Annotated in this window: 19 protein-coding genes; 12 read left to right on the top strand and 7 right to left on the bottom strand. The window is 61.7% G+C overall.

Features of this window, described 5'->3' with window-relative positions:
* Positions 1–3: 3 nt before the first annotated feature.
* Positions 4–744, bottom strand: a complete 741-nt coding sequence (locus AB6802_RS04570; RefSeq protein ID WP_371008843.1) for a Crp/Fnr family transcriptional regulator — start codon at positions 742–744, stop codon at positions 4–6.
* A gap of 455 nt (positions 745–1,199) precedes the next feature.
* Between AB6802_RS04570 and AB6802_RS04565 the strand changes: the two genes are divergently transcribed.
* The 4 genes from AB6802_RS04565 (at position 1,200) to AB6802_RS04550 (ending at position 5,963) form a co-directional block, all read left to right on the top strand.
* Complete coding sequence (locus AB6802_RS04565) at positions 1,200–4,526, top strand: DEAD/DEAH box helicase (protein WP_371008842.1); 3,327 nt, start codon at positions 1,200–1,202, stop codon at positions 4,524–4,526.
* A gap of 369 nt (positions 4,527–4,895) precedes the next feature.
* Entirely contained in the window at positions 4,896–5,591 is a 696-nt protein-coding gene (locus AB6802_RS04560; RefSeq protein WP_371008841.1) for an AI-2E family transporter, read from the top strand.
* Positions 5,500–5,703 carry a hypothetical protein gene (locus tag AB6802_RS04555; RefSeq protein ID WP_371009336.1) on the top strand — a complete coding sequence of 68 codons (204 nt, stop codon included), beginning with the start codon at positions 5,500–5,502 and terminating at the stop codon, positions 5,701–5,703. The genes AB6802_RS04560 and AB6802_RS04555 overlap by 92 nt, the downstream gene beginning before the upstream one ends.
* Before the next feature lie 44 nt (positions 5,704–5,747).
* A complete protein-coding gene (locus tag AB6802_RS04550) occupies positions 5,748–5,963 on the top strand; it encodes a hypothetical protein (RefSeq protein WP_371008840.1) in 216 nt (71 codons plus the stop codon).
* Positions 5,964–6,401: 438 nt separating this feature from the next.
* On the opposite strand, the gene cyoD is transcribed toward AB6802_RS04550, so the two are convergent.
* From cyoD to AB6802_RS04525, 5 genes are all read right to left on the bottom strand, one after another.
* Complete coding sequence (cyoD, locus tag AB6802_RS04545; RefSeq protein ID WP_371008839.1) at positions 6,402–6,812, bottom strand: cytochrome o ubiquinol oxidase subunit IV; 411 nt, start codon at positions 6,810–6,812, stop codon at positions 6,402–6,404.
* Positions 6,809–7,495 carry a cytochrome (ubi)quinol oxidase subunit III gene (locus AB6802_RS04540; protein ID WP_371008838.1) on the bottom strand — a complete coding sequence of 229 codons (687 nt, stop codon included), beginning with the start codon at positions 7,493–7,495 and terminating at the stop codon, positions 6,809–6,811. The genes cyoD and AB6802_RS04540 overlap by 4 nt, the downstream gene beginning before the upstream one ends.
* Positions 7,492–9,492, bottom strand: a complete 2,001-nt coding sequence (gene cyoB, locus AB6802_RS04535; protein ID WP_371009309.1) for a cytochrome o ubiquinol oxidase subunit I — start codon at positions 9,490–9,492, stop codon at positions 7,492–7,494. Before cyoB ends, AB6802_RS04540 begins: the two co-directional genes overlap by 4 nt.
* Before the next feature lie 2 nt (positions 9,493–9,494).
* A complete protein-coding gene (gene cyoA, locus AB6802_RS04530) occupies positions 9,495–10,517 on the bottom strand; it encodes a ubiquinol oxidase subunit II (protein WP_371008837.1) in 1,023 nt (340 codons plus the stop codon).
* A 193-nt stretch (positions 10,518–10,710) separates the two neighbouring features.
* On the bottom strand, positions 10,711–11,628 hold the full coding sequence (locus AB6802_RS04525; RefSeq protein WP_371008836.1) for an MBL fold metallo-hydrolase: 918 nt from the start codon (positions 11,626–11,628) through the stop codon (positions 10,711–10,713).
* A gap of 301 nt (positions 11,629–11,929) precedes the next feature.
* Here AB6802_RS04525 and AB6802_RS04520 point away from each other — a divergent pair, with 301 nt between their 5' ends.
* The 3 genes from AB6802_RS04520 to AB6802_RS04510 all read left to right on the top strand — a co-directional run bounded on the left by AB6802_RS04520 (position 11,930) and on the right by AB6802_RS04510 (position 13,653).
* Positions 11,930–12,319 (top strand): hypothetical protein, encoded by a 390-nt coding sequence (locus AB6802_RS04520; RefSeq protein WP_371008835.1) that lies wholly within the window; start codon positions 11,930–11,932, stop codon positions 12,317–12,319.
* A 261-nt stretch (positions 12,320–12,580) separates the two neighbouring features.
* A complete protein-coding gene (locus tag AB6802_RS04515; protein WP_371008834.1) occupies positions 12,581–12,967 on the top strand; it encodes a hypothetical protein in 387 nt (128 codons plus the stop codon).
* Between the two features lie 536 nt (positions 12,968–13,503).
* Positions 13,504–13,653: a hypothetical protein gene (locus tag AB6802_RS04510; protein ID WP_371008833.1), complete on the top strand. Its 150-nt coding sequence runs from the start codon at positions 13,504–13,506 to the stop codon at positions 13,651–13,653.
* Between the two features lie 923 nt (positions 13,654–14,576).
* Here the strand turns inward: AB6802_RS04510 and AB6802_RS04505 are convergent.
* On the bottom strand, positions 14,577–14,801 hold the full coding sequence (locus AB6802_RS04505) for a hypothetical protein (protein WP_371008832.1): 225 nt from the start codon (positions 14,799–14,801) through the stop codon (positions 14,577–14,579).
* 117 nt (positions 14,802–14,918) lie between these two features.
* On the opposite strand from AB6802_RS04505, the gene AB6802_RS04500 reads away from it, so the two are divergent.
* The 5 genes from AB6802_RS04500 (at position 14,919) to AB6802_RS04480 (ending at position 21,247) form a co-directional block, all read left to right on the top strand.
* The gene (locus AB6802_RS04500; RefSeq protein WP_371008831.1) at positions 14,919–15,197 is read left to right on the top strand and encodes a hypothetical protein; all 279 of its coding nucleotides are present in this window, start codon (positions 14,919–14,921) and stop codon (positions 15,195–15,197) included.
* Positions 15,198–15,796: 599 nt separating this feature from the next.
* Positions 15,797–18,574: a cyanophycin synthetase gene (gene cphA / locus AB6802_RS04495; protein ID WP_371008830.1), complete on the top strand. Its 2,778-nt coding sequence runs from the start codon at positions 15,797–15,799 to the stop codon at positions 18,572–18,574.
* Positions 18,574–19,473, top strand: coding sequence for an isoaspartyl peptidase/L-asparaginase family protein (locus tag AB6802_RS04490; protein WP_371008829.1), 900 nt, complete (start codon positions 18,574–18,576; stop codon positions 19,471–19,473). The genes cphA and AB6802_RS04490 overlap by 1 nt, the downstream gene beginning before the upstream one ends.
* Positions 19,470–20,294, top strand: coding sequence for a cyanophycinase (locus AB6802_RS04485; RefSeq protein WP_371008828.1), 825 nt, complete (start codon positions 19,470–19,472; stop codon positions 20,292–20,294). Before AB6802_RS04490 ends, AB6802_RS04485 begins: the two co-directional genes overlap by 4 nt.
* A gap of 104 nt (positions 20,295–20,398) precedes the next feature.
* Positions 20,399–21,247, top strand: coding sequence for an alpha/beta fold hydrolase (locus AB6802_RS04480; protein ID WP_371008827.1), 849 nt, complete (start codon positions 20,399–20,401; stop codon positions 21,245–21,247).
* Positions 21,248–21,435 lie beyond the last annotated feature (188 nt).

The following is a 21,435-nucleotide window of genomic DNA, read 5'->3' as shown; positions in this document are numbered from 1 at the left end:
CCGTCAGTGCTGATCCCCGGGGTTCCGTTGATGCAGGTAGGTTGTGTCGAAATCCCCTGCGTGAACGAGGCCGGCCCAGTCGCGTGCATGCACTTTTGATCCTGTCGTGGCGATAAGGCCCTTATGGCGTAGTTCCTGGAGCATCCGGTTGACGTGGACCGTGGACAAACCCAATGCATCGCCAAGGGCCGCCTGTGTGATGGGAAGATCCGCCACGTGATCCTGAATGCGCCCGACCGAGCGCAAGCGAAAAATCAGTTCGCACAGAATATGGGCCATGCGGGTATAGGCCTCGCGTCTTCCCACATTGGTGACCCACTCCCTGTAAATCGCGGCATCGATCAGCGTCGAGCGCCAGAACGCCGTGGCAATGCGAGGATGCTGGTTGCAAATGGTGCGTATGGCGTCGTGCCGTATGAAACCTATTCGGGCCGGCGTAAGAGACGAAATATTACAATCCATGACCGATAGATGCAGCCCGTGCAGATCCGGAATGTCGCCGGCCACGAAAAAGGATGTGATCTGTCGCTTGCCGTCGCCTGTGTGCTTGGTGGAACCAACCAAGCCGTCCAGAACGACAAACGAGTAGACAGGACGGTCCCCCTCACGCACCAGATCGTGATTGGCCGAAAAATCTTTCTCCTGGATCGGAATGCCTTTTAGAACGTCGACGTCAGCCTCCCGGATTTCCGAGATGGTCTGAAGCTTGCGAATGAGCACGTCCGAGGATGAGGTGGGAGACAAACTGATTACCTAGCTGATGTTGCTGATCGAACTATTATTCGCGCCAAAAGTTCCGGTTAGCCGGTAACGGGTTCCGAACCGATGCCGTCGCGTGGTGGTCGTCATCTCGGCATGCAGCCATATGCACGGTGGCAGAGGGCGCCGTCTCGCGGCATGGTTCCACACATGGGGCTTTCCGCCGACGTCGAGCGTGATCGAAGATTCCGGGTGATCGAAACCACCAGTTTTCAGCCACAGGCAGTCCCAGGCAGCAGTGCATGCCTAAAAGGGCTCGGCTCGAAATCGTCCCGCTGGGGAGCCGGCCTCTGAAACGCGCCGATCGCGGCACGGCCTTGATCCCATCGCTCGCCCCGTTTCAAGCCGCACCTCGTGTCCAGACCTGAACACTTTAATGCGCGTCGCCAGGAACGAGGTAGCCCCGCTGACGTTCTCCCGGGTGGGCGAGGTGAGATTTAGTGAACAGGCATATTTCGCGGTCGGATGTCGAACGGATCGGTCACACGGATGACAGCGGCTTCGCGACAGAGCACGGCGACCCGCCATCTTCAGCAGTTGCGGCGGCACTGGCCGGCTGCCTGGAGTCCAGTCCGGACAGGCACCTCGTCCATATAGCTGCCTCGGAACGCAGTGCCGAGGAGATCGCCGGGGCTTTGCGTCAGTTCCTGCCCCAAACGGACATCATCTTGCTGCCGTCCTGGGATTGCCTGCCTTACGACAGGGTGTGGCCCACACGCGCCAATATGGGGCGGCGGCTTCGTGCGGTGCGTGAGATCGCAACCAAGCCCGATCGCCCGCGCATCGCGGTCATGTCGATCGAAGCCAGTCTGCAGCGGGTGCCCCCCGTGCCGGTCATTGCCGGCGGTTTCACAACTCTGGAGGTGGGACAAAAGTTCGACCGAGACGATTTCAGAACCAGGTCCGAAGCGATCGGCTATGTCGTCGACGAGAGGGTAGATGAACCGGGTGAAATAGCTTTTAGGGGCGACCTCATGGATATTTTTCCCGCCGGCGCGGAGGCTCCCGTTCGTATCGCCATCGGTCCGGACACCTGCATACGCGAACTCAAGACTTACGATCCGGCGAGCCAGCTCAGTGAACAGATGCTTGATTCGATTACCGTCCGGCCGGCATCCGAGCTGATTTTTGAAGCCGGGGACCACCCCGAGTTTGCAGCCATGCGCGCAACGTCGATGGAAGAACGCCTCGTCGCCTTGTATGGCGATATGCCATCTGCCTTCGATGCGGCATCCGGCGCCTCTATCTCCTTCCTTGAAAGACTAGACGGCCACCCGCTCGGCAGAATTCTGGATCTGGTTGAGGATGCACGCCGTGCCAGGCAGGAGGCTGCCGGAAGGGAAAAACCTTTGCGAGAACAGTTTTACCTGTCGCGTGAAGCGTGGGATGCTGCCGTGCGCAACCGCAACTGCACGAGACTTGCCGTTTCCGCCGTTCGAGTTCCCAAATTCTTTCGCCAGGCCCGACCCGGGCATGAATTCGCGGAATTCGTGACAGCGCAGACGGGAGGCGGGGCCTGCGTGGTGTTCACCGGCAATGCCTCCGAACTGCAGCGGGCAGATCGCCTGCTCGACAGGATGCTGAACCGGCGGGCAGAGGACGCGGCCGATTTGCCGCAAATTCTTTCGGCCGCCAGGGGCTCTCTTCTCAAGGCTGAATTCATCCTCGATGGAGGGTTTGTCGACGCCCGAACCGGTATCGCGGTGGTGGCCGCGACCGACCTGTTTGGTCCCGCCTTCAAGGGGAACGGGAGCGCGGCCACAGCCATGCTCGAACCCGAGTTGCGCATCGGCGACGTCGTCGTTCATGAAGATCATGGCGTGGGCGTGCTCGTGGCGGTCGAACAGGTCGAGGTGGCGGGCCAAAAACAGGATGTCGTCAGGCTGGAATACAATGGCGGGGCTTCCTTGCTGGTTCCGGTCGACGAGTTTGGACGAATATGGCGCTACGGTTCGGAACCGGACGCGGTGTCGCTTGATCGCCTCGATGGCGAGGGCTGGCCCAGGCGACGCGAAGCTGCGTTGCGCGAGATCGGCAGGCTGGCCAAGCGCCTGTTGGCCCTTGCCGAGGCAAGGTCCAGCCAGGATGCCGAGATCATCAAGCCGTCCCGCACGGACTTGGCCCGGTTTGCCGCGAAATTTCCCTATACCGAGACTCCGGACCAGGCTGCCGCCATCCGCGCTGTGCTCGACGATCTTTCGTCGGGGAGAACAATGAACCGGCTCGTCTGCGGCGACGTCGGCTTCGGCAAGACGGAGGTGGCGCTGCGTGCTTGCGCCGCCGCCGCTCTCTGTGGGAAACAGGTTGCGGTCATAGCGCCGACAACGGTGCTGGCACGCCAGCACCATGAGACGTTCAGCCGCCGCTTCGCGGGAACGGGCCTCCAGGTCGGCCACCTTTCAAGGATGGTCGGGGCAGCGGAGGCAAGAGCGGCAAAAGAGGGCCTGCGGAGCGGCGAGGTTGCGGTCGTCGTGGGTACTCAGGCCTTGGCGTCCAGGAGCGTCAACTTCGCCAATCTTGGACTGCTGGTGATCGACGAGGAGCACCGGTTCGGTGTCAAGTTGAAGCGGGCCCTGCGGAACATGGCGCCGTGCCTTCATACGCTGAGCATGAGCGCCACGCCGATACCGCGGACGCTGCAATCGGCCTTGTCGGGCATCCAGGACGTCAGCGTCCTAAACTCTCCGCCCGCCAAAAGGCGCCCTGTTCGCACGATCCTGGCGGCGTTCGATCCAGCATCTGTGCGCGCTGCCCTTTTTCGTGAGTTCAACAGGGGTGGACAGAGCTTCTTCGTGGTCCCGCGCATCGAGGACATCGCTCCGGTCCGTGACCAGCTGAACAGGCTGGTCCCGGAACTCGGGGTCAAGACGGCGCATGGTGAAATGAAGGGGCGGCAGCTGGACGAAGTCATGGTCGGGTTCGCCGACGGTGATGGCGACATCTTGTTGAGCACCGACATCATCGAGAGCGGGCTGGATGTGCCCCGGGCCAACACGATCATTGTGTGGCGAGCGGATCGGTTCGGTCTGGCGCAGTTGCACCAGCTTCGGGGTCGGGTCGGCAGAGGAGCGGTGCAGGCCATTGCGTTCCTCCTAACCGAGCCCGGCGTCGAACTGGCCGACGGCACCAGAGCCAGACTTTCGACGATGCTTGCGCTTGATCGGCTTGGCTCCGGCCTGGCAATCAGTCAAAAGGACCTCGACCTGCGCGGGGCCGGAGATCTCTTCGGCGAGGATCAGGCCGGCCATATGAAGCTGATCGGAGCGGGCCTCTATGAGCACTTGCTGGAGCGGGCGGTTTCGGCGGCTGTAGGACGGGCCGACCTCGACAAGCAACTTGCCGACATCGCTGGCCCGGAAAAAGGGGCCTTTCCCGAGAGCTATGTCAACGAGCCTACGGTGCGTGTTGGCCTCTTTGCACGGCTCTCTCGTATGCGTTCGGAGCCGGACATCGATGCATTCGGCGAAGAACTCGAGGACCGCTTTGGCGACATGCCTGGCGAAGTAGCCGTTTTGCTGGAGCTCGCCAGGTTGCGAATAGCAGCGTCGAAACTGGGTGTCGGCAGAGTCGACGTAGGTCCCGAAGCCATCGCCATCACCTTGCGCAAAAAGCCAGCGGCGGCCCAATGGCGTGATAGGAAGGCGCTGGGGTTGGAATATCGAAACGGCCGCTTAATTTTCAGGCGATCACTCCAGGCCTCGGACGCCGATGCAGTCCGCCTGGCACTTGGCGCCGTGCGCGCCGCCCAGTCGAGTGACGTGACTTGACCGAACCGCGGCGATCGGCGATCTCATGGTCGCGGGAACGCGCGACATCACCGTGCGCCCGGTGCGGCATGCTTGGGAATTCGGCTGCAGTCAACGGCGCCTTGCGACGACGCCTCATGTGGAGGATACGGGCGGATTACCGGCTCCAGATCGTGTGGGAAGTTGGGCTCGTCACCAGGCAATTCAGCGGTTGGCATCCGCTCTTTCTGGGTCACCGCCGGAAACATCTCGGCAAAAAACCGGCGTGGCAGCGGCATCATCGCCAGGTTGACCGGAGTGATCGAGCGCGTCGGCCAGGAGATTAACAAGCGTTAGCCCTCGCAGCCAGCAGCCAGCCAGCCCCAACGCGAACCGGTTCCCGTTGAGATCGTGTCACGCGAAAGGCCGCTCGAGATCCTGCAAAACCTGCTCGCACCGCTTATCAGTCCCCTGGCGTCGGCGGGGCTCATCATTGTCGTCGTCATTTTCATGCTGCCCGAGCGCGAGGACCTTCGCGATCGCTTCATACGGTTGGTCGGCTACGGAAACCTTCACAGAACCACCGAAGCGCTCCAGGACGCCGGCAAACGGCTCGGTCGCTATCTGCTCATGCAACTGGTCGTGAACATCTTGTATGCCGCCCCCATCTCAATCGGATTGTGGGTCCTTGGGATCCCCAATGCACTGTTGTGGGGGGTTGCTGGCGTTAGCGCTGCGCTTCATTCCCTATATCGGTCCTATCATCGGTGCTCTGCTGCCCTTGTTCCTTGCCCTGTCGTGGCGCCCGGATGGTCGCTGGTATTGTGGACAGCCGCGCTGTTCGTGATCATGGAACTCGTCACCGGCAATGTCATCGAACCTTGGCTCTACGGATCGCGCACCGGGCTCTCTCACTTGGCCGTCATCGTGGCAGCGATTTTCTGGACCTGGCTCTGGGGACCTCTCGGTCTTGTCGACTCCGCTCACGGTCTGTCTCGTCGTGCTGGGCAGGCATATGACGCAGTTCGAGTTCCTCGACGTCCTGTTCGGCAACGAATCGGTGCTCGAACCGCATGCCCAGCTGTATCAGCGCCTGCTGGCCGGTGATCCAGGAGAAGCCACGGACCACGCCGAGGAAATTCTTGAGGAACAATATCTGGTCGAGTTCTACGGCAAGGTCGCGGTTCCTCGGCGAACAGGACCGGGTCAGGGGGTGTGATGGATGATCACCAACTGCGGCAGCTGGCTGCCAGCGCCTAGACATTGGTCGCCAATCTTGACGACAACGCTCACGAGGAAGCGGAGGAGGACGATCTCTCCGCGGGCGATGCATCCGGCTCGGAGAAGGAGAAGGCAATCGACGCGGAAGCCGGACAGGACATAGAGCTCCCGGACGGCACCGGCATGGCCGTGCTTTGTGCCGGCAGGCGCGGCGAATTCGACGACGCGGCCGCCGCGATGCTGCGCAGGTCTTGCTGATCCAAGGCGCGGCGACGTCGAGGGCCAGTTTCGCAGATCTGCATCCGGCGGGCATTCGCCGGCTGGAGCTGAAGGGGCTGAACGCTGTCGTGATCGGGTTGAACCGCAACTCCGTCACACATGCGCGTTTCATGGTGCGCCGCATAAAACGTATGAATCCGGCGATACGGGTGGGCGTCGTGTTCTGGGGAGGAAACGGCGACGACCACGGCGAGACAGCCGGTAAGTTGGGCAATGAAATCAACGCTGATATCGTCGCGCTCGACACGGTCACCGCCGTTACGGGAGCGCTATCGAGGGATCCGGCGATTGCGCTGAAGACCGTTGCCAAGCGGCGGGCGCTCCGAGGCCGCCGGCGCGCAAGAAAGATGCCCTCGTGCCGGCCAAGTGAGCTGCAAGAGGTTTTCGGTGACCGTGCCGTGGGAGGGCGCGAGTCGCTCAAGGCATTGTTCCGGCTTGATGGGCCGTCATGGCGGCCATGTTCTCGTTCAGGTGGGCCATGATCCAAACCGAGCCCAGGACCACCAGCGCAACGATCAGCACGCCGAAGGCCAGGGCGAGGATGTTGTTAGTGTTGTCCGGCCCGGTGGTCAGGTGCAGAAAGAAAACAAGATGCACGCCCATCTGCGCGACAGCGAGCACCACCAGGGCCGAGATCACCGCCGGCTGGTAGATCAGGTTGGTTTGAGCCGCCAGGAAGGACGCAATCGTGAGCAGGATGGCCAGGCCAAAGCCGAGCATATAGCCCAAAAGCCCTCCAGCCATTTCGTGCTCGGTTATACGTTCCTCGCCCGGCGCTGAATCGCGGCGGTCCTGCGTCTCGCCGGGCCTGCTCTCGATTTCGGTCATGGCGATGCTCCCAACAGATAGACCAGGGTGAAGATGGAAACCCAGATGATGTCGAGCGCGTGCCAGAAAAGCCCGAAGCAGTGGAGCCGCCGCAAAATATCCGGCCGAAAACCCTTGACCCACACCTGCGCCATCATCGTGCCCAGCCAAAGCAGGCCGAGTCCGACATGGGTGCCGTGGCAGCCAACGAGCGCAAAAAAGGCTGACAGAAATGCGCTGCGCGAGGGCCCTGCCTGCTCGCCGATCATCGCCGCGAACTCCTGCACCTCCAGAAACAGGAAGGCTGCCCCGAGCAATCCGGTGACGAGAAGCCAAGCCTGCGTGGCAGCCATCGATTTGCGCTGGGTCGCGAGCGTTGCCAGGCCACCGGTGAAGCTCGACGTCAGCAGAAGGCCCGTCTGCACCGCAACGCGGGTGGGCTCGAACAAATCCTTGCCGGTCGATCCGCCGGCCGTCGCCTTGGCAAGCACTGCATACGCCGCGAAGAAGGCTGAGAATATGATGATGTCGGACAGCAGAAAGATCCAGAACCCATACGCCACGGTAACGAATTTCGAGGCTGGGCCGCCTTCTCCGTGGCCGGTCGCGGAGCGCACGGCGTTTCGACTGCCGTGACCAAGCCGATAGGGGTCTCGTGTCTGGGTGCCTGCGCCGAAGTCGCCAGGTAAAGTGTGATCGCTCATGCCGGGCGTTCCCACCTGCGCAACCAGGCAAATTGCGCGGCCTTGCGGCCCTCGTCGATGCGCGCGACCTCCTCGGCGGGAATCTCGTAATCCCCATGATCGCGCCAAGCGAAGACGACGAAGGTTGCGTAGGCGCCGATGAAGCCGACGATCGCCAGCCACCATATGTGCCAGACCAGCGCGAAGCCGATCAGCGTGCTGAAGAAGGCGGTGACGAAGCCTGTCGGGCTGTTCCGCGGCATCTCGATCGGCTCGTATCCTTCATCCGTATCGGGCCTCTTCTCCCTCGCCCGTTGCTTGATGCTCCAGTAGGGCTCTTCGTCCTCGACGTTAGGCAGCCGCGCATAGTTGAAGACGGGAGGAGGGGACGATGTCGACCACTCCAGTGAACGCCCGTCCCATGGGTCGCCCGTTTCATCGCGAAGTTTGTCGCGATGTCGGATCGAAACGGCCAGTTGCATGATCTGCAGTGCGGCGCCGGCGATCATCACCAGCACGCCGAACGCGGCCACCATCAGCCACGGCGCCCACAGATCCACGTCGATATGCTGCAGGCGCCGCGTCATGCCGAGCAGACCGACGATATAGAGTGGCACGAAGACCAGCATGTAGCCGGCCAGGGTGACCCAGAATGCGGCCTTGCCCCAGCCTTCGTGCAAGCGGAAGCCGAACGCCTTGGGAAACCAGTAGGTGAAGCCGGCGAACGCGCCGAACAGCACGCCCGAAATGATGACGTTGTGGAAATGCGCCACGAGGAAAAGCGAATTGTGCAGCACGAAGTCGGCCGGTGGGACGGCAAGCAGAACGCCGGTCATGCCGCCGACTGTGAAGGTAGTCACGAAAGCCAGTGCCCAAAGCATCGGCGTGTCGAAGCGCACGCGCCCGCCATACATGGTGAAGAGCCAGTTGTAGATCTTCACTCCGGTGCCGACAGCGATCACCGACGTGGCGATGCCGAAGGCGGCGTTGACGTCTGCTCCGGCGCCCATGGTGAAGAAGTGATGCAGCCAGACCATGAACGAGACGATGCAGATGAACATCGTGGCCGCGACCATCGAGCGGTACCCGAACAACGGTTTTGACGAAAACGTCGAGAAGATCTCGGAGAAGATGCCGAAGGCGGGAAGCACCAGAATGTAGACCTCGGGATGGCCCCAGGCCCAGATCAGGTTGACGAACATCATCTGGTTTCCGCCGGCTCCGTTGGTGAAGAAATGGAAGCCGAGATAGCGGTCCAGCGTCAGCATCGCGAGCGTGGCGGTGAGGATCGGGAAGGCTGCGACGATGAGCAGGTTGGATGCGAGCGAGGTCCAGCAGAACATTGGCATCCGCAGGTAGCCCATGCCCGGCGCACGCATCTTGAGGATGGTCGTCACCAGGTTCACGCCGGTCAGCAGCGTTCCCACGCCGGAGATCTGGATCGACCAGAGATAGTAATCGACACCGACGCCCGGCGAGTAGGTGGTTTCCGACAAGGGGGCGTATGGCAGCCAGCCGGTGCGCGCGAACTCCCCGATGACAAGCGAGATGTTGACCAGCAGGGCTCCGGAAGCTGTCAGCCAGAAGCTGACGGAATTGAGCGTCGGAAAAGCCACATCGCGTATGCCAAGCTGCAGCGGCACGGCGAAATTCATCAGGCCGATCATGAAAGGCATCGCCGCGAAGAAGATCATGATCGTGCCGTGCGCGGAGAAGATCTGGTCATAGTGCTCGGGCGGCAGGTATCCCGGCCCGTGGATCGCCAGCACCTGTTGCGTGCGCATCATGATGGCATCGATGAAGCCACGCAGAAGCATAAGCATCGCCAGCACTATGTACATCACGCCGATGCGCTTGTGGTCGACGGAGCTTATCCACTCGTTCCACAGATAGGGCCAGTAGCCCTTCACCGTTATCCAGCCAAGCACGGCGGCTGCTGCCAGAAAGACGCCGAGGGCCGCGCCGAGCGGGATGGGTTGATCGAAGGGAATGGCCGACCAGTCGAGCTTGCCCAGCATTATCATTCAGCCCTTTCTGCCTGTGGATGATACGCGATCGGGGCCGCCGCTGCGGGTAACGCCTTTGGGCTCACCTGTGGCTCGCCGCTGGCTGCGCTTTCAGCAGGCCCGGGGCCTGGCGGCAGCGTCTGCTGAGCGACTGCATCGAACAGCCCAGGCTGCACATGGCCGAACGTGGTCGGCGGCACCTTTGTGCTTTGCCGGGCGAGCTCTCGATATGCATCGGCGTTGAGCACGCCGCCGCCGCCGCGCAGCGACGACGCCCAGCGGGCGAAGGCATCGGCTGAAACCGCGCTCACGCTGAAGTTCATATCCGAGAAGCCGTCGCCGCTGAAGTGAGCCGACTGACCGAAAAAGCTGCCCTCGCGGTCGGCCTGCAGATGCAACTCGGTCTGCATGCCGTTCATGACGTAGACCATGCTGCCGAGCTGAGGCACGAAGAACGTGTTCATCACGCTGGCGGAGGTCAGCCTGAAATGCACTGGAACGCCAGCGGGGATGACCAGTTGATTGACCGCGCCCACGCCCTGGTCGGGGTAAAGGAATAGCCATTTCCAGTCGAGCGCCACCACCTGGATGTCGAGCGGCTGCTGCCCGGAAGGGATCGGTTTGCGCGGGTCGAGCTGGTGCGATCCGTAATAGATCAGCCCGCCAAGGAAGAGGATGGTCAGCGTCGGGATCGACCAGACGATCAACTCGATGCGCCCCGAATAGGTGAACTCCGGATCATAGCGGGCGTTGCTGTTCGAGGCGCGGAATTTCCATGCGAAGGCCAGGAGCGCAACGAGCGTCGGAACGACGATCACCAGCATCACCGCCAGCGAGTTCAAGAGGATCGTGCGGTTGCCCGAGCCAATGGGTCCCTGCGGGTCGAGCACACCCCCCGCGCAACCGGGCAGGCATGCGGCTGCCGGGATCCAGAGCAGGTGCCGCCCCGGCTTGGAGTTGGATGGCAACAACACTGGCTCGGCCACCGATCCTGAAGAGGACGCGTCTTTGGGGCCCACGTTCTTCGCGCTTTCCATCTGAAGTCTTCCCCTGAGGCAACTTCAAGGCACCTGGCCGGATGCAGCTCCCCCGCCGAACGAACGCCCTAACTTGGGTCTCCCGAGTTTGTTCCGCCCGTCGATGTCATCGGTGACCATGCAGGATTCGAGAAAGCGCAGCCGCCGTCATTGGGGCGGCCCGGAGCGAAGTTCGGCCTGCTCGGCGGGAGAGTTAACCCAATCGGGCCGGACGTTCGGAACTGCGGCGGCTGGGTTGACCCCAGCTGTTTGGGACCGCCGCTGGCTCGCGCACGAATTTCAGTTTCGGCGGCACGGCGAATTCCCTGAACCGCTCAGCCAGGCTATCAAGAGCTTGACGCATGCCCACTCCCGCAGCAGCCGCACCGTGTCCACTGATGACCATCTGCGGCTTGAGCGCAGCCAGATGCTTCACGGATCTTTCCGCCGCATCCCAGTCCGGCGTGAAGTAGCGCGGCGGACCGTGCATCTCCAGATCCTGGACCGCCACCTCATAGACGGACTCCTGGCCCGTGGTGATGAACGCGTCCCCTACGATCAGCGAGCGGTCTTCCTCGCGCCAGAGCGAGATGTGCCCGGGAGCGTGCCCGGGTGTATGCAGCCATTGCCATCCCGGCATTCCCGGGATCGATCCGTCGGCCGGCAAGACCTCCAAACGGTTGCCAAGATCGATCGGCCCGCGTGGAAAAAGCGGAGAAAGCAGCGCCATCAGTCCACCCCCGGCCCAGGGATCCGGTGGCGGATAGGATGCGGTCCCGTCCAGATAGGGGCGCTCGAGGGGATGCGCGAAGACAGGCACGTCCCACCTGTTGGCGAGGTCCAGAACCGTTCCCACATGGTCGAAATGGCCGTGGGTCAAGATGATTGCGGCTGGCCGTGCGTTCGTGCCAAACCGCTTTTCCGCGACCGCAAGAATGCTGCTGCGGGACGTCGGCAACCCCGTATCGATCAGCACCCAGTTCCGATCTCCGCCGCCCGGTACGCCGAAGAACACGATGTTGACGATTGCCAGCCGTAGATAGCCCACATCCGGTGCGATGCTCCAAGCGCCATCGCCACGATCCTCGCGCCTGGCGTGGTCGATCTCGGAAAGTCGAATCTGAACGGTCATGTGATCCCGTGCCTCTGTTGTTGCTGAGAGCCGCTCGAGGTTGATCGACGGCCGTGTACATCGCCCCGAACTTGGCACGGGCCTCCTTGTTCCTCATTCGCCACCCAGTTTCCAGACAGTCCGTCACCGGAACAAAGGCTTGATCAATCGGTTCGGCATTACCCGTCAAGCAAGGACGAGGGAGGCTGGACTGGGCAACGAAGAGCGCGCGCATGCCATTGGATGCGCAACTTTCGCCAACGCGGTTCCCTGTCCAAACAAGGCGGCCGAGTTTGAGCCGACTGCCCGAAGGAGACTTCGAATGAACGAAGTGGGACGCAGGGACGAGCACCGTGTGGAAGCCTCGGATCCGGAAGCTTCGCGCTTCGCCGGTTTTTTCATGGCTGGCTTCGAGTGCTCTTCGCACCGGCGCAAGGATGGCGTTCGCGTCGATCTTATCCGCGCGACTTCGCATAACCTACATGCTCTGGGCGGCTATCGCGGTTGCGCCGAACTCGGTCTTCGCACAATTCGCGACGGGCTTCGCTGGCATCTGATCGAAACCGCTCCGGGAATTTACGACTGGTCAAGCTGGGCGCCAATGATCGAAGTTGCGCAATCGGCAGGTGTCCAGGTTATCTGGGACATCTTCCATTACGGATCCCCAGACCATGTCGACCAGGGGTCGCCGCAGCGGGCCTTTTTGCGTTGACAGTCCTCTTCCGATTGCGGCAAAAAAACCAAGCGGAAGGCGAGGCTCCAAACCCACCTATGCCTTCCCAGGAGGCTCGCTGCTGGCAAGGTGGCGGGCCTCTTATAAGGCTGCCGGCGAGAGCGCATCTGCCAATAGCGCACAGGCGATTTCATATTGGCCAACCCAGCCCTCAGAGTTGGTAAAAATCGTACCTTGAATCATTTTGAGACACCCTGCCGAATGGTATAAAAAACTAGCTTCGCTGGAAGGGAGGCCGCGATGGTTAAGGCTGAACATACAGATTACGCTCGGGCGGTGATCGCATCCGCCTTTCTTCTTGAGCGAAATTCGGCCACAGGGACCGCCGCGTTTCGCCGGGACGTGGATCAGTCCCGGAAGGCTATCCAAGCGTCACGCGAACTGCTGAAACGCCTCCGTCTGCGCTATCGCGACGACATGGCGCACCTTATTAGCGGTGATGCTGACCCACGCCCTTTGGTATCGGCGTTTGATGCCGACATTCTGCGGTCTGTGTTTCGAACACTAGTCCGGGAAACGGGCGTGCCCGAATGCCAGTGGCGGGAGTTGGCCAAGACTCTGGTACACGAATTCACCGGTTGCGAGCGGGTGGAAGATTGCTTGGCGGATTGGATCATCCACGCGTAGCGGCTGCCGCTGACCAAGGCTCGCGGGCATTTTCGTGGAACATTGGTGCTGCGAGACAGGTCGACGATTGCACTGTCACTCCTGGTACGGTGCTTCCCCGTGGACTTGCCCGATGCCGAAAGGTGGTGGGTTTTTTCTGAACCAATGGAACTTCGCCCGGGGAGCCTTGTTAGAGGGCCGCGACAGGTTTTTTTCCCCTTACCTGTTCCGGGCCTTCGCGGGGTGCGTGGGCCGGCCCGCCACTGTCCCTCGGTGGCGGGCCTTATTCCGTCTGCACCCTTTTTTCTTGCATTCGTGGAACATCTCTAACTCCACGAAATTCGATCTTCGCACTGTCGCATGTTTTCATGATGCTCCCAACTTCCCGCTGGCTCTGGCTGGCGGGCTTTTTTCATCTATCCGGGAAACGAAAGGTCCTTCAGCTAGTTCGGGACGATTTCAGGAGGTTCCGATGCAAAAGTCTAACGGCGGGCACGACAACGGCGACGAGCAACTGCTGGCGCGCCGCAGCGCCGATACCCTCGCGCGGGGAAGCGATGACCGAGCAGCCAACCACAACCTATATCGTGAGCGTGTTCGAGAAGCCGCATTGGCGCACGGTGCTGACTACCAAGGACAAGCAGGCGGCTTTGGATATGGCCAAAGAGATCGGCTACGAACTGCGCCCAAGCCTGCGCTGCCGGTAGCGCCAGACGGCGCCAGCGAGCATGGTAGCGGTGATGGCGGCGATGTAGACCGGGAAACACGCGCTACACCCTGTAGTTGACGGACCCGCCTTGCTCGCCCAGATTGCAGGGTGGATAGGGTATGGGCAAATGGACAATCAATCTTGGAAAACGGCGGTTGAACTCGACGCAGCAGGCGGCAGCCCGTTCGTTCGTGTGATAGAAAACGGCGTCGTACACATCACGGCATTCAGCGCGCAGTCTGAGGCCGCAGCCTTCGCGCAAAGCGAGAGGGCGCGACTAGGTGTTGCGCAATTTCGACGCCCTACCTTACAGATAACTAGCGTTTTCTTCGACCGGCTCCACCGCGCCCCAGCTTCGCCCCCGCAAGGGCGCGCTTGACGATTTCAGGCGACTTTGTATGGTGGACTCGTAGAAGGATCTGTCGCTCTTGTTGTGCCCTCCACGACTGGGCGGCTGGCTCGCTGTGATTGCGTTGGGGTGATCTCGGCGAGCCTAGACGCGATGCCAAGGAAACGCGCGCTGGTGGGGCTGCTCAGGCTTCATTAGGCGGGTTTAGTCGACCAAAGTATAATAGTCGCGACCGATCAGTAGCAGAACGAAGTCGCACAGAAACGTGATTCCGGTCAATAAATGCCCAAAAATTGGTTGGTGACTATACCAAAGCCAGGCGGCCATTTGCACTATCGGCGATCCTATAAACAGCCATGCGCCACGAATACCGTCGCAATTCAGTTTAGCGGCAGTGATGCTATGTTTTGTTGACATTTTATTTCCCTACTGTTCCCCAGCGAATAGCATCGCCCCGCCCCAGCACAAACGCAAGCCGGCTCCCGCAAGGGCGCGCTTGACGATTTCAGCGGCGTAGGAGACCGGCCGGCTGAAACGCGCGCTGGCCGGCTTCCTTCTTCCTGTGTCGGCCATTATTTGATATTGGGGGCAGGCAGTTTCATCATCACGCGCAACTGCATCTTGTCGATAGTTGCGATGATGGCGGCCGCCAGCGCTTCGGCCTCATTGATCAACTCCGGCCCGTAGAGGCCGTTCACCGCTTCCTCGCTCGGCAGCACGCCGGGCGGACAGTGTTCCTCGATCGTGCGCCGGATCAGCATCAGGGCTGCCCGGCATTCGTCGGCTTCGATCTTCATCACCTTCAAACATGCAATTCGTCTAAAATGTTCCCGGAACTATTTTAGCACATGCTGATTGAATCGCGTTGCTGGAGTGGTGTGCATGCGTAGAAGTCCCAGCCCTGGGCGGCTGAAATGTATCCCGCCGCAATTGCCGCGCCTGGTCGAGACGGCTTCAGTGAAGGGGATCGTGGAGGATTAACCTTGCCAATCAGACGAAAAGCCGTGGACGCCGGGATTTTTGATCGCGCCGAACTGGCCCTGCTGGGGCGGGTTTTCGACCAACTCAAACTCATCGACGACCAATCACCCGATACGCAGGGCCGCTTGGCCTACCGGATCATTGCTCTACATGGCCGGATAAAGGATGAGGCCGAGCTCGTCTCACTGTCGAGACAGCCGCTGGGGCGCTAACGAAGGAACAGAAGCGGGCCAACGGGCATTCTTCGAAATGTACGGAACCGACAGTCGCGCCCGAGGTTGGTGGTAAAAGGCGGGTATCCCGATGTCAGACATCCTCCGAGCGACCTTATGCGAGACCCGTGATGCCCTCCGTGGGATTCGGAACATCGACCACACCAGAGGCTGCATCCATGGCATGTGGGAAATGGACATAGGGCTTGCACAGGACAAGGCATCGAGCGCGATCACCCTGATCGATACCGCTCATGCAGATGTCGACGAACCTCGCCCGCTACCCGATCGACGACAATGAGCACGCGCGGATCCGCACAATGGGCCGCCATGAGCTAAGCCGGGCATTAGCTCGACGGCCGCGGCGTGCCCGGCGAATGCTTGTGAAGAGGAGCGAATGCCTGGTCCGGCTCGTCCGAGACATTAAGTAGCCCTTAAGAACGGCGACCGCACGTGGCCGAGATGACCTGAGCGTGTTCTTGGGCCAACATATGTTAATGTCCACTTTTGTTTCTCTCTCCTGCAAAAATATTTGGGGCTGAAGGCCGGGAACTGATCGATCCTCCAGATGTTGCGGAGTTAGTCAGGAGAAACGAACTATGTCGCACAACGAAATTCATCGGGACGCCTCGCGTTTTCACCCTATCCGCGTCTTGGATGCTCGCGTGTTTCGCGGGCCGCACCTCTCCAGCATGACGCCAATGGTCCAGATCCGGATCGACCTCGGAGCTCTTGAAGCGTTCCCGACAGACAAACTGCCCGGGTTTTCCGAAAAAATAGTCCGACTGTTGCCCGCCCTTGCGGCCCACGGCTGCAGCTATGGAGCCGCCGGCGGTTTTGTCCGCCGCATGCAAGAAGGAACTTGGCTCGGCCACGTCGTCGAGCATGTCGCCCTGGAACTGCAGAGCATGCTCGGTCACCGGGTGACACGAGGAAAGACGCGGTCGGTCAAAGGCAGTCCGGGCACTTACAACGTCATGTTCGCCTACAAGGATGAGCTTGTCGGGCTGCTCGCGGGACGCGTCGCGCTCGAACTGGTGGACAGCCTGATGCCGGCCAATCTGCATGGTGTCGAGGGGCTCGACGACATTGCGGAGACGCAGGGGTCATTCGAGTTCGCAGCCAGGTTGCAGCAGCTCAAGCGTCTGGCCGCCGAGCGTGCCTTGGGGCCGACGACTACCTCCCTGGTGCGTGAGGCCGAGCGGAGGGGCATTCCCGCGGCGCGGATCGACGACAGCAGCCTCGTGCTGCTTGGCCACGGCAAGCACCAGAAGCGCATCCGCGCGAGTTGCAGCGACCTCACCTCCGAGATAGCGACCGAGATCGCCTCCGACAAGGACCTCACCAAGTTCCTGCTGGAGCAGGCCGGGCTGCCGGTGCCGCGCGGGCAACTGGTGCGGTCGGCGCAGGACGCCGTCGCCGCGGCAGCACGGCTCGGCTATCCCGTCGTCACCAAACCGCTCGACGGCAATCATGGAAACGGTGTCAACATTGGCCTCGCCAGTGAAGACGAGGTTCGCTGGGGTTTCGAACAGGCTCGGGAACATAGCCGCAGTGTGATTGTCGAGCAGCACTTCGTCGGCTCGGACCACAGGATCCTGGTGATCGGCGGAAAGGTGGCGGCGCTTGCCGAGAGGGTTCCGGCCCATGTGGTCGGCGATGGCCGGAGTTCTGTCGCCGAGCTCGTCGAGGAGATCAACCGCGACCCGCGGAGGGGAGAGGGCCATTCCTCGGTACTGACCCGCATTGAAATCGACGAATGCGTCGAGCATTTCCTGTCAAGATCGCAGCTGACCCTGGCGAGCGTTCCAGCGCCGCGTCAAATGGTGCTCTTGCGGCCCACCGCAAACCTCTCCACGGGTGGGACCGCGATCGACCGGACGGAAGAAATCCATCCCGAAAACGCGCTGATCGCCAGGCGGGCGGCACAGATCGTCGGTCTCGACATTGCCGGGATCGACTTCGTCTGCCCCGACATTTCCCGGCCGGTCACAGAGACCGGCGGCGGCATCATAGAGGTGAATGCCGGTCCTGGCTTTCGCATGCATCTCGAACCCTCGTCGGGGCGGGCGCGCAACGTCGCACGCCCCGTGCTCGATCTTCTCTTCAAGGGCGGCAAGGACGGCCGGATTCCGATTTTCGCGATCACCGGGACCAACGGCAAGTCGACCACCGCCCGGATGCTGGCGCACATACTGCAGGTGAATGGGGCAACCGTCGGGCTCACCTCCACCACCGGCGTCTACCTGAACGGCGAACGGATCATGACAGGCGATTGCTCGGGTCCGCAAAGCGCCAGGATCGTGCTGCGCGAGCCGGGCGTCGATGTCGCGGTGCTGGAATGTGCGCGCGGCGGGATCCTGCGCGAAGGGCTTGCCTTCGATGCGTGCGACGTTGGCGCGGTGCTGAACGTCCACGGCGATCATCTCGGGCTGAGGGGCATCGACACGATCGAGGACCTGGCGGAGGTGAAGTCGGTCGTGGTCGAATCCGTCCGCCGCGGCGGATGGAGCATTCTCAATGCCGATGATGTCCATACGTCCGCAATGTCGCGCGATGCTGGCGGCAGGATCTGCTACTTCTCGCTGGCGAACAGGAGCAAGTGGCCCGATTTCTTGTGCACGCACCTGGCCGAAGGCGGCCGCGCCGTGACGCGGGAGCACAGCAGGGACGGCTGGGACATCTTCATCCATGAGGATGGGGAGTCGATGTTCCTGATGAGCGTCGATGAAATTCCCGCGACCTTCGACGGTTCGGCTGAATTCAACGTTGCCAACAGCCTGGCAGCCGTGGCGATGGCGCATTGCCACGACGTTCCGGCGGCAACGATCCGGGCGGCCCTGGCCGAATTTGGCACCTCGTTCGAGCAATCTCCCGGTCGCCTCAACGTCTTCGACGGCAATGGTTTCCGCACGATCGTCGACTATGCGCACAATCCGGAGGGGCTGAAGGCGCTCGGAAAGCTCGTTGCTCATATGAGGCGCGGCTATCAGCGCACGATCGGCCTGGTCGCCATACCGGGCGACCGCCGCGATTGCGACATACGCGAGATGGGCGCCATCGCTTCGCGGATATTCGACGTCATCGTCTTCAAGGAAGATGAGCAGGAGCTGCGCGGCCGAGCCCCCGGGGCGATCGCCGGCTTGCTGCGGGAAGGCGCCTTTAACGCCGGCTGCGCCCCAGGCCGCATACACGCCGTCTGTCCCGAGAAGGAGGCCGTCGACATGTGTCTCCAGCTTGCACGGGAGAACGACCTCGTCGTGCTCACCGTCGACGACATCGAGGCCGTGTGGCGACAGGTGACCGGCTTCGGAGGCGCGACGCCTTCAAGGCGAGGTCCTGATCAGACCTCCGTCCGCCATCTGAGGGCTGGCTGATGTGGTCGCTGATCCTGCACGGTGGCGCCAAGGAGATCGATCCGCAAGAGGAGGAGGCGCATCGCAACGGATGCATCAAGGCACTCGAGGCAGGTCGGGCCGTCCTGGCCGGCGGCGGAACGGCGGTCGATGCGGTGGAAGCTGCCGGTCGTATCCTCGAGGCCGACCCGACGTTTAATGCGGGATATGGAAGTGCCCTCAATTCGGACGGCGAGGTCGAGATGTGTGCTGGCCTGATGGAGGGCAGGGACTTCAACGTGGGTGCCGTCGCCGTGATCAAGGGCGTGTGCCATCCAATCAGTGTCGCCAAGGCGATGCTGCATGAGGAGCCCATCCTGCTGGCATCGGAGGGGGCCCGGCGTTTCGCCACCGACAAGCAGCTGGAGCTTTGCGACCCGGCGGATTTGATCGCGCCGCAGCAGCGGGAGGCCTCCAGCAAGTCGGAGGCGAAGGATACGATCGGTGTCGTTGCCCTTGATCAGTACGGTGACATCGCCGTGGGCACTTCGACCGGCGGACTGGACGGCAGTGCTCCGGGTCGCGTGGGGGATTCTCCGCAACCCGGTTGCGGCTACTATGCCGACAACAAGTTGGGAGCCGTGGCCCTCTCCGGAGACGGTGAGCATATCGCGCGAAAGGCTCTCGCGGCCCGCGTCATGCAGGCACTCTCGGCGCGGCAGGCGCTGTCGTCGGGACAGGCTGCGGGCGGTCTGGAGCAGGTACTGAATCCCGCGCTCAGGGAAGTCGAGGCGATCGGCGGCGAAGCGGGAGCCATCGTGCTTACCGCGACCGGCATGTCTGGATGGGCGCATAACAGCAGGGAGTTCGCAGTCGCATTCATGACCAGCGAGGACAACCACCCGCAGGTTTTCTTGCGCAAGAGAGACGTGGGCAAATGACCGACAAGAAGAAAAAGCGATCCCCGAACGGGAAAACCGGAACGCTCGTTATCATCGGCGGCCACGAGGACCATGACGGCGATCGTGTCATCTTGAAGGAGGTAGCGAGCCTGGTCCCGAACGGCCGCCTGGTGCTTGCCACGATCGCGTCTCATGAGCCCGATGGGTATCTCGAAAAATATCAGAGGTCCTTCGGTGAGCTGGGCATCAAGGATGTCATCGAGCTCTACGTCAACGACCGCCTCGAGGCGGCTCATGAAAAAAAAATAAGCGCGCTTGCAGACGTGAGTGCGGTGTTCTTCTCCGGTGGCGACCAGCTCCGGATCACCAGCCAGATCGGCGACACGCCCATCGACGAGCGGGTGCACGAAATCTATGAAGCCGGAGGCATCATTGCCGGCACCTCCGCGGGCGCGTCGGTCATGAGCGACACGATGATGGTGAAGGGACCGAACGCAGCGTCCTTTCGGATCGGCCACATTCGTATGGCACCCGGCCTGGGCCTGCTGCCGAATGTCATCATTGACCAGCACTTTGCGGAACGGGGCCGTATCGGGCGGCTCATCGGGGCGGTGTCGCAGAACCCACGCGTCCTGGGCATTGGCATCGATGAAGACACCGCAATCGTGGTGAAGGGTGAGATGTTCAAGGTCATCGGCAGCGGCGCTGTTTATCTGGTCGATGCAGCCGGCGTGACGCATTCCAACATCGCGGAAGGTGAACCTGATGCCGCCCTTTCCATTCATGATTTGAGGGTTCACGTGCTGAGCTCCGGCGATGCCTTCGATCTCGCGAAGCGACGTCCGGCAGGCGTTCCGTGACTTCGACACCCTATGGCAAAGATACGGCGGAATAGCCTACGCCGACGCGCACCGCGACGCGCTCAATGGTGGACCACTGTGCAGGCCCAGCGCCGGAGTTCAGTATGTTTTCAAAGCGGATAAAGCTCACCATGCTGTTTGCGGCTGCCGCCCTGTCGCTGGCGGCATACAATCACGCGCGCGCCAGGAAGGCCTTGGCTGCCCGTTCGATGGGACGCACTCTGAGGGTGGATGGGGTGGACCTGAGTATCATCGAGAAAGGCAGCGGCCCTCCTTTGCTCCTGTTACATGGCAATGGCTCGGTTGCGGAGGATTTTGCGATTAGCGGCGTGCTCGACCTGGCGAGTGCGAAACACAGGGTCCTGGCGTTCGACCGGCCCGGCTTCGGCGGAAGCTCGCGACCGGCTCGAAAGCGATGGTCGGCGTGCGAGCAGGCCGATCTCTTCCACGAGGCCGCCGCCAACCTCGGCGTGCACAAATACCTCGTGCTCGGACATTCGTGGGGCGCTTGGATTGCGCTGGAGATGGCCCGCAGGCATGCTCCCTCGGTCGCGGGCCTAGTGCTCGTCTCGGGTTATTACTATCCCCCACCGAGGCCGGGTCTCGTTCTTGCGGCACTACCGGCCGTACCGCTGATAGGTTCGGCATTCCGTCACACCTTGCTGCCATTCGCAGTAAGGCTCGGCTGGCGATCGGCCATGCAAAAGATATTCCGGCCCGGGCCGATCTCGGACGCTTTTTCGGCGAGTACAAAGGAGGTCGCCAGCCGCCCCTCTCAGTTGCGCTCAGTCGGTATGGAAACAGCCCTGATGCTCGGCGCGGGGCTGTTTACGAAGCCTAGCTATCGGGACATCGACGTGCCGACCGGAATTGTCGCTGGCGCAGGGGACAGGCTGTTCGACGCCTGGCGTGAAGCGGAACGCTTGCACGCCGAAATTTCAGGGTCACTGTGAGATAATCCGGAATTCCGGGCACATGGCTCATCACAGCGACTCGCAGGCGGTGCTCCGAATGATCGACAAGGTCACCTGTATGGCTCGTCCACCAAAAGACGGAGACAGCAGCGACGGGCTCTCGCCAGTTGCACGCTGACCATCATCGATTAGGGCAGCCTGCGGCAGGGCAGGGTGCGGCGCCCAGC

Source organism: Mesorhizobium sp. RCC_202 (genome assembly GCF_041355295.1).
In the GTDB taxonomy this organism is placed as follows: domain Bacteria; phylum Pseudomonadota; class Alphaproteobacteria; order Rhizobiales; family Rhizobiaceae; genus Mesorhizobium.
The sequence above is the reverse complement of the archived record's forward strand: the minus strand, read 5'-3'. Positions and strand labels throughout refer to the sequence as shown.